At 71.4% G+C, this 14,022-nt stretch carries 13 protein-coding genes and 1 pseudogene; 4 read left to right on the top strand and 10 right to left on the bottom strand.

The window, feature by feature from the left end:
- Positions 1-157 precede the first annotated feature (157 nt).
- Positions 158-1,840 (top strand): glycoside hydrolase family 13 protein, encoded by a 1,683-nt coding sequence (locus ACN28F_RS11120; RefSeq protein ID WP_421361346.1) that lies wholly within the window; start codon positions 158-160, stop codon positions 1,838-1,840.
- 220 nt (positions 1,841-2,060) lie between these two features.
- Here the strand turns inward: ACN28F_RS11120 and ACN28F_RS11125 are convergent, their stop codons facing one another.
- The 4 genes and pseudogenes from ACN28F_RS11125 to trpS form a co-directional block, all read right to left on the bottom strand.
- A complete protein-coding gene (locus ACN28F_RS11125) occupies positions 2,061-2,480 on the bottom strand; it encodes a hypothetical protein (RefSeq protein ID WP_289211115.1) in 420 nt (139 codons plus the stop codon).
- A 27-nt stretch (positions 2,481-2,507) separates the two neighbouring features.
- Positions 2,508-3,443 (bottom strand): annotated as a pseudogene (locus tag ACN28F_RS11130) (YhjD/YihY/BrkB family envelope integrity protein); the annotation flags it as partial.
- Positions 3,444-3,521: 78 nt separating this feature from the next.
- Complete coding sequence (locus tag ACN28F_RS11135) at positions 3,522-4,070, bottom strand: 2'-5' RNA ligase family protein (protein ID WP_421357652.1); 549 nt, start codon at positions 4,068-4,070, stop codon at positions 3,522-3,524.
- A gap of 2 nt (positions 4,071-4,072) precedes the next feature.
- Positions 4,073-5,098, bottom strand: a complete 1,026-nt coding sequence (gene trpS / locus ACN28F_RS11140) for a tryptophan--tRNA ligase (protein ID WP_421357653.1) — start codon at positions 5,096-5,098, stop codon at positions 4,073-4,075.
- A 188-nt stretch (positions 5,099-5,286) separates the two neighbouring features.
- Here trpS and galE point away from each other — a divergent pair, with 188 nt between their 5' ends.
- The 3 genes from galE to ACN28F_RS11155 are packed head-to-tail and all read left to right on the top strand — an operon-like array spanning position 5,287 to position 8,052.
- Complete coding sequence (galE, locus tag ACN28F_RS11145) at positions 5,287-6,273, top strand: UDP-glucose 4-epimerase GalE (RefSeq protein ID WP_421357654.1); 987 nt, start codon at positions 5,287-5,289, stop codon at positions 6,271-6,273.
- Positions 6,270-7,457: a galactokinase gene (gene galK / locus ACN28F_RS11150; RefSeq protein WP_289207954.1), complete on the top strand. Its 1,188-nt coding sequence runs from the start codon at positions 6,270-6,272 to the stop codon at positions 7,455-7,457. The genes galE and galK overlap by 4 nt, the downstream gene beginning before the upstream one ends.
- A gap of 43 nt (positions 7,458-7,500) precedes the next feature.
- A complete protein-coding gene (locus ACN28F_RS11155; protein WP_289207955.1) occupies positions 7,501-8,052 on the top strand; it encodes a hypothetical protein in 552 nt (183 codons plus the stop codon).
- 58 nt (positions 8,053-8,110) lie between these two features.
- On the opposite strand, the gene ACN28F_RS11160 is transcribed toward ACN28F_RS11155, so the two are convergent.
- From ACN28F_RS11160 to ACN28F_RS11185, 6 genes are all read right to left on the bottom strand, one after another.
- Positions 8,111-9,400 (bottom strand): sulfate adenylyltransferase subunit 1, encoded by a 1,290-nt coding sequence (locus ACN28F_RS11160; protein WP_289207956.1) that lies wholly within the window; start codon positions 9,398-9,400, stop codon positions 8,111-8,113.
- Entirely contained in the window at positions 9,400-10,311 is a 912-nt protein-coding gene (gene cysD, locus ACN28F_RS11165; protein WP_421357655.1) for a sulfate adenylyltransferase subunit CysD, read from the bottom strand. The genes ACN28F_RS11160 and cysD overlap by 1 nt, the downstream gene beginning before the upstream one ends.
- 87 nt (positions 10,312-10,398) lie before the next feature.
- Positions 10,399-11,232 carry a 3'(2'),5'-bisphosphate nucleotidase CysQ gene (locus tag ACN28F_RS11170; RefSeq protein ID WP_289207958.1) on the bottom strand — a complete coding sequence of 278 codons (834 nt, stop codon included), beginning with the start codon at positions 11,230-11,232 and terminating at the stop codon, positions 10,399-10,401.
- Positions 11,233-11,344: 112 nt separating this feature from the next.
- Positions 11,345-11,932: an aminoacyl-tRNA hydrolase gene (gene pth / locus ACN28F_RS11175; protein ID WP_289207959.1), complete on the bottom strand. Its 588-nt coding sequence runs from the start codon at positions 11,930-11,932 to the stop codon at positions 11,345-11,347.
- A 75-nt stretch (positions 11,933-12,007) separates the two neighbouring features.
- Positions 12,008-12,676, bottom strand: coding sequence for a 50S ribosomal protein L25/general stress protein Ctc (locus ACN28F_RS11180; protein WP_289207960.1), 669 nt, complete (start codon positions 12,674-12,676; stop codon positions 12,008-12,010).
- Positions 12,677-13,010: 334 nt separating this feature from the next.
- Entirely contained in the window at positions 13,011-13,991 is a 981-nt protein-coding gene (locus ACN28F_RS11185; protein WP_289207961.1) for a ribose-phosphate diphosphokinase, read from the bottom strand.
- Positions 13,992-14,022 lie beyond the last annotated feature (31 nt).

The raw sequence follows: 14,022 nt of genomic DNA on the forward strand, positions 1-14,022 counted from the left end.
GGGTTGCTTGACTCTTGCAGGAGCGGGCAGGCATCCTCGATAGCGAGCCCAGCACCCGCAGCACGCTGACTCGATAGCGAGCCCAGCACTGCTCCGCTCCACGCTGACTCAACGGCGAGGCCAGCACGCACACCGACAGGACGGGGACCCCGTGACGATCGATCCTGCCCAGGCCAACCCGCGCACCGCCAGGGACGACTGGTGGCGGACCGCCGCCGTCTACCAGGTGTACGTACGCAGCTTCGCCGACTCCGACGGCGACGGCATCGGTGACCTGCAGGGCATCCGCAGCCGCCTGCCGTACCTGCGGGAGCTTGGCGTCGACGCGCTCTGGCTGACGCCGTTCTACCGCTCCCCGATGGTCGACGGCGGCTACGACGTCGCCGACTACCGCCAAGTGGACCCGATGTTCGGCGACCTCACCGACTTCGACGAGATGATCACCGACGCGCACGCGCTCGGCCTGCGGATCATCGTCGACATCGTGCCGAACCACACGTCCGACGTACACCCGTGGTTCGTCGCGGCGCTCGCCGCCGCGCCCGGATCGGCGGAGCGCGACCGGTACATGTTCCGCGACGGCCGTGGCGAAAACGGTGACGAGCCGCCGAACGACTGGGAGTCGATCTTCGGCGGGCCGGCCTGGACCCGGCTGCCCGACGGCCAGTGGTACCTGCACCTGTTCGACCCGGCGCAACCCGACCTCAACTGGCGCCACCCCGAGGTCCGCGCCGAGTTCGAGCAGATCCTGCGCTTCTGGCTGGACCGGGGCGTCGACGGGTTCCGCATCGACGTCGCCCACGGGATGATCAAGGCCGACGGGCTGCCGGACATCGGCTGGACCTCGGCCACCACCGGCCGCCGGCAGATCGAGCTGCTCGGCAAGGGCCGGCTGCCGTACTTCGACCAGGACGAGGTGCATGACATCTACCGCGCCTGGCGGCCGATCCTGGACAGCTACCCGGGCGGGCGGATGGCGGTCGCCGAGGCGTGGGCGGAGACCCCGCAGCGGCTGGCCCGCTACATCGGCCCGGACGAGCTGCACCAGGCGTTCAACTTCGACTTCCTCGACGCCACCTGGTCGGCCGACTCGTTCCACAAGGTGATCGACACCGCGCTCGCCGAGGCGTCGATCGTCGGCGCGCCGACCACCTGGGTGCTGTCCAACCACGACAAGCAGCGGCACGTCACCCGGTACGGCGACGGTGAGGTCGGGCTGCGCCGGGCCCGCGCCGCCGCGCTGCTGATGTTCGCCCTGCCCGGCAGCACCTACCTCTATCAGGGTGAGGAGTTGGGCCTGCCGGAGGTTCTCGACCTGCCCGACCACCTGCGCCAGGACCCGGCGTTCAGCCGTACCGGGCGCAGCCGCGACGGCTGCCGGGTGCCGCTGCCGTGGAGCGGCGACACCCCGCCGTACGGCTTCGGGCCGGCCGGCTCGGTCGAATCCTGGCTGCCGGCCCCGGCCGGCTGGGCGCCACTGACCGCGCAGGCCCAGGCCGGCGACCCGGACTCGACGCTGGAGCTGTACCGGCGGGCCCTCGCCATCCGGGCCGAGCACCCGGCGCTGCGCGACGCCCCGGCCGGCGACGGCACCGGGCTGACCTGGCTGGAGACCGAGCCGGGCGTGCTGGCGTTCCAACGCGGTGACGACGCCAGGTCCGCCGACGGCGGTCCGGGCGACGATGCGGCCGGGCTGGTCTGTGTGGTCAACCTCAGCGGTGCCCCGGTCTCGGTCCCCGGGTACGGCGCGGTGCTGCTCGCCAGCGCACCGGTGTCGACCGGGCCGGACGGGGTGCCGGTACTGCCGATCGATGCCGCCGCCTGGTTCTCGCCGCGCTGAACACGGTTTAGCGCACCGGGAACCGGGTAAGCATCGAGTAGAACCTGGTCGTTCGTCGAGCTGGTATCGCCGCCGGGCGACTGGGCAGTGGAACCCCTTGTGGTGGGGGGCGAAGGTGGTGACTGATGCCCCGGGGCGGGAAACGGCCCCGGGGCATCACCGTGTCCGGGCCCGACGCGGGTACGGCACGCGCAGGTGACCGCGGCACGGTCACCGCAGCTCAGTTCAGGTTGGTCAGGATGCCGGCGATGCGGGCCATGCCGGCCCGTACGTCGTCGGGTGACGGCGGCGGCGAGGGCTCCACGTGCCGTTCCTCCGGCTCGGCGTCGGCGCCACCGACCAGGTCTTCGAGGTCGTCGTACTCGCCGGCCTCTTCCTGACCGGCCGCCTGGGTGGCGGCGATCTCGGCCCGGATCTCCTCGACGGTGACCAGGGTCAGCAGCGGTTCGACGACGGCCATCAGCTCCTCGTCGGCCACCACGGTCTCGGCCAGCGCGAGGGCGTGTGCCCGCTCGTAGGGTCCGCACACCACCGGCTCCCAGTCGCCGTCCTGCTCGCCCAGCGGGCCGAACGTGATGATCCACGGCATCGTGTGCGCCGGCGAGTCGTCCGGCAGTTCCAGCGTGACTAGTGCACCCACGCGACCGATCATCGTGGCCCGCCGCGTACCGCCGGTGGTTTTCGGGTTATTTACCACTTTTGGCGCGACCGCTTCTGGCTCGGCGGCGGCCACGCTGCGGTCCGGGGCGGCGGCGTCGACGACCCGGCCGTGTCGGCTGGTCGCGGCGAGCGCCGCGCCGAACAGCAGCAGCTGGTTCAGCAGGTAGAGGTAGATCAACAGACCGACGGCGCCGGCTACCACCGTGTACGCGGGGTTTCGCTCGAACCGGACCACGTAGAACCGGCCCACCGTGTTGAGCACGGTGATGCCCAGCGCCACCCCGATGATCGGGACGACCAGCCGTCGGGGCGCCAGCCGCAGCCGCGGCACCACGACCAGCAGGGCGGCAGCCAGCACCATGTTGATCACGACGGCGAGCAGCGTGCTGGAGACGGTGGTGGCGACCGAGTGCTCGCCGAGGATCCAGCGCAGCAGCGAACGCAGCGCGTCGATCGCCCCGACCGAGACACCGAGCAGCAGGAACACCCCGACCAGCACGACCAGGTCGACCACCTGCCGTACGCCGATGTAGCCCGGCTGCTGGTCGAGGCGGTGGATCAGCCGCTGCGACGAGCGGATCGCCTCGACCCAGCCGATGCCGGTGAGCCCGAGCAGCACCAGGCCGACGACGCCGACCCGGCCGCTGTTCTGCTGAATCTGCGTCAGGTCGAGGAACGGCAGGTTCTGCAGCAGGAAGTCGGCCACCGCCGCAGCCACCTCGGCGTTGCCCTCCACGATCGCGCCGAACGCCCAGTAGGCGACCAGACCGAGGGCGAACACGGCGAAGAAGCCGTAGTAGGCGATGGCCGCCGCCAGCCGCCCGGCGAGCACCTCGTTGTACCGTTCGCCGGCCCGCCACACGTGGTCGACGCGGGCGGACCGGGCCCGGACCCGGTCGATGCCACGGGTGGCGGCGGCCTCGGCCCGCTCGATGAGGTTCACGCCCGTCATCCTGGCCTATCGCGGGCCCGGTGCGCCGTCAGGCGCGGTCAGCCGGCCGCAAAGGCCCGTCAGGCGCGGTCAGCCGCCGAGGGCGAAGTCGCGGCGCGGCTGCCAGCGGCCTTCGCCGCTGTGCGAGAAGAGGGTGAACCCTTCGACGTCGAACTGCGCCTCGAACCCGGCGAGGTCGTCGTAGACCTTGTCGAGGGCCTCGGCCGGCACGTTCTGCGCGACGGTGACGTGCGGGTGGTACGGGAACGGGCTGTTGCGGACCAACTCGTCGACCGAGCCGATCTCGGCGGCGATCAGCTCGCATTCGCTGATCCCGGCGGCGACGGCGACGAAGACGACGTCGGTGATCGGCCGGAACGTGCCGGTGCCGCGCAGATGCAGCGGGTACGGCGGGTGGGCCGCCGCCACCGCCGCGAGGTGCGCCTCGACCTGCGCGAGCTGCTGTTCGACGATGTCGGTCGGGCCGAGCAGGGTGATGTGCGCCGGCACGTACTCGGCCGCCGGGTCCCCGGCCTCGGCACGCCGCCGGGTGAGCAGCTCACCCCAGGGCTGCGGGATGTCGATCGCGACCCCGATCCGCAGCTGCCCCGGCGCCGGCGGCGCACCGATCGCCGTCACGTTCAGGGGGTCCCCGTCGGTTGCAGGAAACCGACCCGGTCGTACACGGTGGCGAGGGTCCCGGCGGCGACCGCACGGGCCTTCTCCGCGCCGACGGCGAGCAGCTTGTCCAGCTGGGCCGGGTCGTCGAGGTAGCCGCGGGTGCGCTGCTGGATCGGTGCGACGAACTCCACCACCACCTCCGCCAGGTCCTTCTTCAGGTCCCCGTAGCCGCGACCCTCGTACGCGGCGGTCAGCTCGTCGAGCGCACGGCCGGTGAGCGCGGCGTAGATGGTCAGCAGGTTGCTGATCCCGGGCTTGTTCTCCGGATCGTAGAGGATCTCCCGGCCGGTGTCGGTGACCGCCGAGCGGATCTTCTTCGCCGAGCGCGCCGGATCTTCCAGCAGGTCGATGATGCCGGCCGGCGACGACGCCGATTTGGACATCTTGGCGTGCGGGTCCTGCAGGTCGAGGATCTTGGCGGTTTCCTTGACGATGTACGGCGCGGGCACGGTGAGGGTGGCCCCGAACCGGGTGTTGAACCGCTGGGCCAGGTCGCGGGTGAGTTCGAGGTGCTGGCGCTGGTCCTCGCCGACCGGCACCGCGTCGGCCTGGTAGAGCAGGATGTCGGCGGCCTGCAGGATGGGGTACGTGAACAGCCCGACGCTGGACCGTTCAGCGCCCTGCTTGACCGACTTGTCCTTGAACTGGGTCATCCGGTTCGCCTCGCCGAACCCGGTGATGCAGCTCAGCACCCAGCCGAGCTGGGCGTGCTGCGGCACCTGCGACTGGACGAACAGCGTGCAGCGGTCCGGGTCCAGGCCTGCGGCGAGCAGCTGGGCGGCGGCCACCCGGGTCCGCTGGCGCAGCACGGCCGGGTCGTGGCCGGCGGTGATCGCGTGCAGGTCGACGACGCAGTAGAAGGCGTCGTGGCTGTCCTGCATCGCCACCCAGTTGCGGACCGCGCCGAGGTAGTTGCCGAGGTGGAACGAGTCGGCGGTCGGCTGGATACCGGAGAGCACCCGGGGGCGGGAGGCGAGCTCGGACATGTCGACAATTCTGACAGCATCAGTGGTACGTGGTTCGCCCGGCTCGGCCAGGGTCGGGTACGGCCGGGTTCGCCCGGCTCGGCCAGGGTGGGTCGAGCCGGGTGCCACCAGCGTCGGATGTTCGACTCTGTTGGATCGTGGCTGAATGTGATGGAATACCGGGCGGACGGCCTGGCGAGAAGGGACCGATGGTGAAACTCCTGGTAACCGGCGGGGCCGGCTACATCGGCAGCGTGGTGACCCGGCTGCTGATCGACGCCGGGCACGAGGTGACGGTGCTCGACGACCTGCGTACCGGGCACCGGGTGGCGCTCGCCCCCGAGGCGACGTTCGTCGAGGCCGACGTGCACGACGTGGCGACGGTGCTCACCCCGGACGCCGGCTTCGACGGTGTGCTGCACTTCGCCGCGCTGATCGCCGCCGGCGAGTCGGTGGTCCACCCCGAGTGGTACTGGCGCAACAACACCGTCGGCTCGCTGGCGCTGATCGACGCCGTCCGGGCCGCCGGGGTACGTCGGTTCGTCTTCTCCTCCACCGCCGCCGTCTACGGCAACCCGAGCGAGATCCCGATCACCGAGTCCGCCACCAAGGCCCCGACCAACCCGTACGGTGCGACGAAACTCGCCGTCGACATGGCGCTGACCAGCGAGGCCACCGCGCACGGGCTGGCCGCGACGTCGCTGCGCTACTTCAACGTCGCCGGCGCCTGCCTGCGCCCCGACGGCACCGCGCTGGGTGAACGCCACGAACCGGAGACCCACCTGATCCCGATCGCCCTGGAGGTCGCCGCCGGCCGCCGCGACAAGCTGCAACTGTTCGGCGACGACTACCCGACCCCGGACGGCACCTGCGTGCGCGACTACATCCACGTCGAGGACCTCGCCCGCGCCCACCTGCTCGCCCTCGACGCGGCTGTCCCGGGCGAACACCGCATCTACAACCTGGGCAACGGCAGCGGTTTCTCCAACCGCGAGGTCGTCGAGGTCGTCCGGCAGGTCACCGGCCACCCGGTGCCGGTGGAGATGTCCCCGCGCCGCGCCGGCGACCCGGCGACCCTGGTCGCCTCGTCGGCCAGGGCACACGACGAACTCGGCTGGCGTCCGCAGAAACCGACGCTGGCCGAGATGGTCGCCGACGCGTGGGCGTTCCTGCCGTACCGGCAGGTGCGGTCATGACGGTCGCCCGCCGCGCCACCGACGGCTTCACCCGGCGGTACGGCGGCCCACCGGCCGGGGTCTGGGCCGCCCCGGGCCGGGTCAACCTGATCGGCGAACACACCGACTACAACGACGGCTTCGTGCTGCCGTTCGCCCTGCCGCACCGCACCGTCGTCGCGGCGAGCCTGGCGGAGCAGGCCGAGCCGGCAGAGCAGACGGACCAGGGCTGGACGGTCTGGTCGGAGCAGTCCGACGAGCAGATCGTGATCAGTGCCGCCGACGCCGACCGGCCCGGCGCGGTCGACGGCTGGGGCGGCTACGTCGCCGGAGTGATCTGGGCGCTGCGCGAGGCCGGGTACGCCGTACCGGCCGCCCGGCTGGCGATCGCCTCCGACGTACCGCTGGGTGCCGGCCTGTCCTCGTCGGCCGCGCTGGAATCGGCGGTGCTGACCGCCCTGGCTGACCTCGGCGGTGTCGGCACCGACCGGCTGCCGGTCGAGAAGCGGCCGGCGCTGGCCCAGCGGGCGGAGAACGTCTACGCCGGGGTGCCCTGCGGGATCATGGACCAGTCGGCGTCGATCCGCTGCCGGGCCGGGCACGCCCTCTTCCTGGACTGCCGGTCCCTCGACGTGGAACAGATCCCGTTCGACCTGGCCGCCGCCGGGCTGGCCATCCTGGTCGTCGACACCCAGGCCCCGCACCGGCACGTCTCCGGCGAGTACGCCGCCCGCCGGGCCGCCTGCGAGCAGGCTGCCACGGTGCTCGGCGTACCGGCGTTGCGCGACGTCGGCGTCGACGCGCTGCCGGCGGCGCTGGACCGGCTGCCCGACGACACGGTCCGCCGCCGGGTACGGCACGTGGTGACCGAGAACCAGCGGGTGCTCGACACCGTCGCGTTGCTGCACTCCGGGCGGGTCCGGGAGATCGGGCCGCTGCTGACCGCCTCGCACGCCTCGATGCGCGACGACTTCGAGATCACCGTGCCGGAGGTGGACGTCGCGGTGACCGCGGCGCTGGCCGCCGGGGCGTACGGGGCCCGGATGACCGGCGGCGGGTTCGGCGGCTGCGTGTTGGCGCTGGTCGATGCCGACGCCGCCGGGCCGGTGGCAGCCGCCGTCACGGCGGCGTACGCCGACAACGGTTTCGCCACACCGGTCAGCTTCACCGCCCTGCCCTGTGCCGGAGCCGAACGGATCCACTAACCTCGCCGCAACACAGTAGACCGGCGACGGTGGAGGTTGCCCCGTGGTGCAGCAGTTGACCGACCGGCTGTCCGGGGACACCCCGTTCCTGGTCCGGATCGACGGGTCGAGGTTCCTGGCCACCGCCGGCGCGCTGGCCGGCGTCGGCTGGCTGCTGGCCGGCGGCCTCCTCGGCGGGGTCGGCTACCTGGTCGCCCGGGAGGCGCAGGTGGGCCGGGCGTTCACCGCCGCGCTGGTCGGCGTACCGGTGCTGCTGCTCGGCGCGGTGCTGGCCGTGACGGTGGCGTTGTGGCACGGGCGGTTCACCGGCCGGGGCCCGGTGCTGGCCGCCGACCGGACCGGGGTGTGGGTGGCCAACGGCAGTTTCCGGGTGAACCCGGTCTGGTTGCCATGGGACGCGGTGTCGGCGGTGCTGGTCCGGCGTACCTGGTGTGAGGATCTGATCTGCATCGACGCGCAGACCCCGCATCCGGCGGTCCCGCCGGGTGCCCGGTTGATGGTGCCGACGATGCTGCTGGACCGGCGCAGCGCCGACATCGTGGCGGTGCTCAGCGCGCTGGCCGGCGGCCGCGCACCGGTCTACGGCCGCTGGTGAGTCCAAGGGCCGGGTCGGGCCCGCCCGGTGACGGCGGGCCCGGCCCGGGGTGCCCTGGTCAGCCGGCTTCGATGATCATGCCGGCGGCGGCGGTCCGGTTGGTCGACTCGTCGACCAGAATGAACCCGCCGGTGGTGCGGTTGCGCCGGTACTCGTCGGTCAGCAGCGGCACCGTGGTGCGGAACGTGACCCGGCCGATGTCGTTGAGGCCGAGCTGGCCGGCCGTCTCGTCGCGGTGCAGACTGTTGACGTCCAGCCGGTACTGCACGCCACGGACCACGGCGCGGGCGCTGCGGGTGGTGTGCTTGATCGCGTACTTCGCACCGACCTGCAGCGGCCGTGACTCGTCCATCCAGCAGATCATCGCCTCGATGTCCTGGGCCGGGGTGGGCGCGTTGTGCGGCCGGCAGATCAGGTCGCCACGGGAGATGTCCAGTTCGTCGGTGAGGCGTACGGTCACCGACATCGGCGGGAACGCCTCGTCGACCGGTCCGTCGGCGGTCTCGATGCTGGCGATGGTGCTGGTCAACCCGGACGGCAGCACCATGATCTCGTCGCCCGGCTTGAGCACCCCGGAGGCGACCTGCCCGGCGTAGCCCCGGTAGTCGGTGACGACCGTCGACTGTGGCCGGATCACGTACTGCACCGGGAACCGGACGTCGACCAGGTTGCGGTCCGAGGCGATGTGCACGTGCTCCAGGTGGTGCAGCAGCGACGGGCCTTCGTACCAGGGGGTCTTCTCCGACCGGGTGGCGATGTTGTCGCCGTGCAGCGCGGAGATCGGGATGACCGACAGGTCCGGCGCCTCCAGCTTGGCGGCGAACGTGGTGAACTCGTCGGCGATCGACTCGAACACCGACTGGTCCCAGTCGACCAGGTCCATCTTGTTGACGCAGAGCACCAGGTGCGGCACCCGCAGCAGCGAGCAGAGGAACGCGTGCCGGCGGGACTGCTCGACCAGACCCTTACGGGCGTCGACCAGGATCAGCGCCAGGTCGGCGGTGGAGGCACCGGTGACCATGTTGCGGGTGTACTGGATGTGCCCGGGGGTGTCGGCGATGATGAACTTGCGCCGGGGGGTGGCGAAGTAGCGGTACGCCACGTCGATGGTGATGCCCTGCTCCCGCTCGGCCCGCAGGCCGTCGGTGAGCAGCGCCAGGTTGGTGTACTCGTCACCCCGGGCCGCGCTGACCGCCTCGACCGCTTCCAGCTGGTCGGTGAAGAGCGACTTGGTGTCGTAGAGCAGCCGGCCGATCAGGGTCGACTTGCCGTCGTCGACGCTGCCGGCGGTGGCGAACCGCAGCAGGTCCATGGCCCGGGTGGTGGGGGCGTCAGCCGTCACCGTCATCAGAAGTAGCCCTCCCGCTTGCGGTCCTCCATGGCGGCCTCGCTGACCCGGTCGTCGCCACGGGTCGCCCCGCGCTCGGTGATCCGGGTGGCGGCGACCTCGTCGATCACCTTGTCGACGGTGTCCGCCGGGGAGCGCACCGCCGCCGTGCAGGAGGCGTCACCCACCGTACGGTAGCGGACCTGTTCGATGAACGGGGTCTCGCCGGAGCGGGGCTGGATGAACTCGTTGACGGCGTACAGCATGCCGTCGCGTTCGATCACCTCGCGCTCGTGGGCGAAGTAGATCGACGGCAGCTCGATCTGCTCGCGGGCGATGTAGTGCCAGACGTCCAGCTCGGTCCAGTTCGACAGCGGGAAGACCCGGATCGACTCGCCCGGGTGGTGCCGGCCGTTGTACAGCGACCACAGCTCCGGCCGCTGGTTCTTCGGGTCCCACTGGCCGAACTCGTCGCGGAACGAGAAGACCCGCTCCTTGGCCCGCGCCTTCTCCTCGTCGCGGCGGGCCCCGCCGAACAGGGCGTCGAACCGGTACTTCTCGACCGCCGCCAGCAGCACCGGCGTCTGGATGCGGTTACGCATCCCGTCGGGCGACTCGCGGACCAGGCCGGACTCGAGCGCCTCCGGCACGCTGGCCACGACCAGCTGCAGGCCGAGCTCGTCGACCCGGCGGTCCCGGTAGTCGAGCACCTCGGCGAAGTTGTGCCCGGTGTCGACGTGCATCACCGGGAACGGGATCCGGGCCGGAGCGAACGCCTTCTGCGCCAGGCGCAGCATCACGATCGAATCCTTGCCGCCGGAGAAGAGCAGCACCGGGCGCTCCAGTTCGGCGACGACCTCGCGCATGACGAAGATGCTCTCCGACTCCAGCGCGTCGAGGTGGGAGACACGGTACGCGGCGGCGCCACTCATCACAGCCACCTCCGGTCGTGGCGGGCGGTCCGAAGCTTGGTCATCCGAATACCAGACCTTTCCGGTTGGCAAGCTGGAGATCAGAGGTCAGGATACCTGCAGATGCTGCCGCAACGCTGCGAGCAGTTTGCTGGCAAGATCTCGTCGACAGACCACAAGATCCGGCAGTCGTGGGTTGGCCTCGTTGTACCGCAACGGGGTGCCGTCGATCCGCGAGGCGTGCAGGCCGGTGGCGGTCGCCACGGCGACCGGCGCGGCCGAGTCCCATTCGTACTGGCCGCCGGCGTGCACGTAGGCGTCGGCGTCACCGGCGATCACCGCGGCGATCTTCGCCCCGGCCGATCCCATCGGCACCAGCTCGGCGTCCAGGTCGGCGGCGAGCGCCGTGACGAACGCCGGCGGGCGGCTGCGGCTGGCGGCCAGCCGGATCGCGCCGCCACCCGCGCCGGGGGCCGGCATCGGCGGGTACGGCGGCGGATGCTCGGTGCTGATCGTCCGGTGCTGGGCCGGCAGTCCGACCGCCCCGGCGACCAGCCGGTGCGGCGTGGACCCGTTGCGGGACCAGAGCGCCACGTGCACCGCCCAGTCGGCGCGACCCTCCTCGGAGAACTCCCGGGTGCCGTCGAGTGGATCGATGATCCAGACCCGGTCGGCGGTCAGCCGCGACGGGCCGGCGGCGGCGGAGTCCTCCGCCGACAGGGCCTGACGGGAACCGTCGTCCTCCTCCGACAGCACCGCGTCCGCCGGGCGCCAGCGGGCCAGCTCGGTGCGGAGCAGGTCGTGCGAAACCTTGTCACCGGCCGCCTTGAGAGCGGCCGGGTCGGCGTACCCCAGCTCCTGACGGACCTGCAGCAGCGACTCGCCGGCGCGTCCGGCGAGCCATCGGGCGAACGCGGCGTCGGTTACCGGTGGCGTGCTCATCTGGCTCCTCTTCTGCCTACCCGGCGACGCCGGGCTCTCCCCCCGCAGTCCACGGACAGGGTCCTGCCCGGTTCACGATCCAACCGCCCAGATGTAACGCCACGACTAACCTTCACGTGCTGTGGTACGTGTTCTGGGCCCACTCGAGACCCCGGACGACCACCGCTTCCACCAGGTCAGCGGCCCGATCGACGAGAAATTCGAGTTCCTTGCGTTCAGTTGTCGAGAAATCCGACAATACGTAGTCGGCGGGGTCCTGCCGGCCGGGCGGACGCCCGATACCGAACCTGACCCGCAGGTACTCCTTGCTGCCCAGCGACCGGGACATGGAGCGCAGCCCGTTGTGACCGCCCTCACCACCGCCCTGCTTCGCCCGCAGCCGACCGTAGTCGATGTCGAGCTCGTCGTGAACCGCCACGATCTGATCGACCGGCACCTTGTAGAACTGGGCCAGCGACGCGACCGGCCCGCCGGAGAGGTTCATGTAGGTCAGCGGCTTCGCTAGGACCAGCTTCGGCCCGCCGAGGCCGAGCCGACCCTCACCGGTCTCGGCCGCCGCCCGGCGGTGCCGGCCCAGCCGTACGCCGAGCCGGCCGGCGAGCAGGTCCGCCACCATGAAACCGACGTTGTGCCGGTTGCGGGCGTACTCCCTACCGGGGTTGCCGAGCCCGACCACCAGCCAGGGTGCCGTCTCCACCACACCTCCCGAAACGGATCAAGGCGTCGCCGCGCTGGCATGGCCAGCAGCGGGACGCCCGGATCGTTGAACGGCTGGTCAGGCCTGGACGGGCTGCTCGGCCGCCGCCTCGGTCGGCTGCTCGGGGGCGCCTTCCCCGGCACCTTCCTCGGCCGCCGGCTCCTCGGCCGCCACGCCGGCCTCGGCGTCGAGCTGCTCGGCGGTCGGCGCGGCGGAGACCACGACCAGCACCGTCTCCGGGTCGACGGTCAGCTCCACGCCCTGCGGCAGGGTGACGTCGCCGGCGGTGACGTGCGAGCCGGCCTCCAGGCCCTCGATCGAGGCTTCCAGCGACTCCGGCAGCCGGGTCGCGTCGGCGCTCACCGACAGGGTGTCGTGCTCGTGCATCACCAGGGTGTTCTTCGCCGGCTCGCCGACCAGCTGCACCGGCACGTCCACGGTGACCTTCTCGCCGCGACGGACCAGCAGCAGGTCGACGTGTTCGAAGGTGTCCTTGATCGGGTCACGCTGGATGGCCTTGGTCAGCGCCAACGCCTGGGTGCCGTCGGTGATGTCGATGGCGAACAGCTGGTTGGCGCCACCGTGGCGGATCGCGGCGGCGAACTCACGGGCGGGCAACGCGATGTGCTTGGGCTTCTCGCCGTGGCCGTACAGCACGGCGGGCACCTTGCCGGCCCGGCGGGTACGGCGGGCACCACCCTTACCGAACTCGGTACGGGGCTCGGCGCTGATCTTTACCTCGGACACGGGAGTACTCCTGGAGTTTGGCAGTGCGTGCGGGGGAACCTGATCCGGCTCCGGGGAGTCGGATGCGATGTCAGCGGTGCCGGGCGAAGGGGCACGCGGGGCGCTCGTCCAATGGGCAGTGCCCGGAGCACCGCGTCGATCACGGTGCTTCCGTGCGGCAGCGCTTGGTCAGCAGCGGCCCGCAGGGCACCCTCGCCGTGGCAACCGCACTAGTCTACCCGAGCCTGGTGAACGGCTTCAGGCAGTCCCCGGGTCGGCCCGGCGGGCTCCTCCTTGAGGCGTGGCGCTCAGCCCGACGGGCGTGGCGCTCAGCTCAGCCCGACGGACGTGCCGCTCAGCTCAGCCCGCCGAACAGGGTGGTCACCGATCCGTCGTCGAACACCTCGCGGATCGCCCGCGCCAACAGCGGTGCGATGGACAGCACGGTGAGCTTGTCGAGCTGCTTCTCGGCCGGCAGCGGCAGCGTGTTGGTCACCACGACCTCGCTGATCCGGCTGTTCTTCAACCGCTCGGTGGCCGGGTCGGACAGCAGCGCGTGGGTCGCCGCGACCGCGATGTCCGAGGCACCGGCCTCGTAGAGGATCTCGGCGGCCTTGGTGATCGTGCCGCCGGTGTCGATCATGTCGTCGACGATCAGGCAGACCCGGCCCTCCACGTCGCCGACCACCCGGTTGGCGACCACCTGGTTGGGCTTGAGCGGATCCCGGGTCTTGTGGATGAAGGCCAGCGGGCAGCCGCCGAGCCGGTCGGTCCAGCGCTCGGCGACCCGTACCCGGCCGGAGTCCGGGGCGACGACCGTCATCGGCCGGCCGGCGAAGCGCTGCTCGACGTAGCCGGCCAGGATGTCCATCGCGAAGAGGTGGTCCACCGGGCCGTCGAAGAAGCCCTGGATCTGCGCGGTGTGCAGGTCGACGGTGAGGATCCGGTTCGCCCCGGCGGTGCGCAGCAGGTCGGCGATCAGCCGGGCGGAGATCGGCTCCCGGCCCCGGTGCTTCTTGTCCTGGCGGGCGTACGGGTAGAACGGCAGCACCACGGTGATCCGCTTGGCCGAGCCGCGTTTGAGCGCGTCGACCATGATCAGCGTCTCCATCACCCAGCGGTTCACCCCGTGGGTGACCGACTGGACGACGAACGCGTCCGAACCGCGGACCGACTCCTTGAACCGGACGAAGATCTCACCGTTGGAGAACTCGTACGAGTCGGCCGGGGTGGGCGCCACGCCGAGCACCTCGCCGATCTCCTGGGCCAGCTCGGGAAACCCCCGGCCGGAGAAAAGCATGAGGCTCTTGCGGTTCTCGGCGACGATGCTGCCCATCGAGATGTCTGCTCCCGTCCGGGTGATGGCG

It is taken from the genome of Solwaraspora sp. WMMA2101, from assembly GCF_049179175.1.
In the GTDB taxonomy this organism is placed as follows: Bacteria; Actinomycetota; Actinomycetes; order Mycobacteriales; family Micromonosporaceae; genus Micromonospora_E.

Bases quoted from the DNA above. Each gene is read 5' to 3' on its own strand.
- ACN28F_RS11160 (WP_289207956.1), bottom strand. From the start codon at position 9,400: ATGACGGTGACGGCTGACGCCCCCACCACCCGGGCCATGGACCTGCTG.
- galE (WP_421357654.1), top strand. From the start codon at position 5,287: ATGGTGAAACTCCTGGTAACCGGCGGGGCCGGCTACATCGGCAGCGTG.
- trpS (WP_421357653.1), bottom strand. From the start codon at position 5,098: ATGTCCGAGCTCGCCTCCCGCCCCCGGGTGCTCTCCGGTATCCAGCCG.
- galK (WP_289207954.1), top strand. From the start codon at position 6,270: ATGACGGTCGCCCGCCGCGCCACCGACGGCTTCACCCGGCGGTACGGC.
- ACN28F_RS11185 (WP_289207961.1), bottom strand. From the start codon at position 13,991: ATGGGCAGCATCGTCGCCGAGAACCGCAAGAGCCTCATGCTTTTCTCC.
- ACN28F_RS11170 (WP_289207958.1), bottom strand. From the start codon at position 11,232: ATGAGCACGCCACCGGTAACCGACGCCGCGTTCGCCCGATGGCTCGCC.
- cysD (WP_421357655.1), bottom strand. From the start codon at position 10,311: ATGAGTGGCGCCGCCGCGTACCGTGTCTCCCACCTCGACGCGCTGGAG.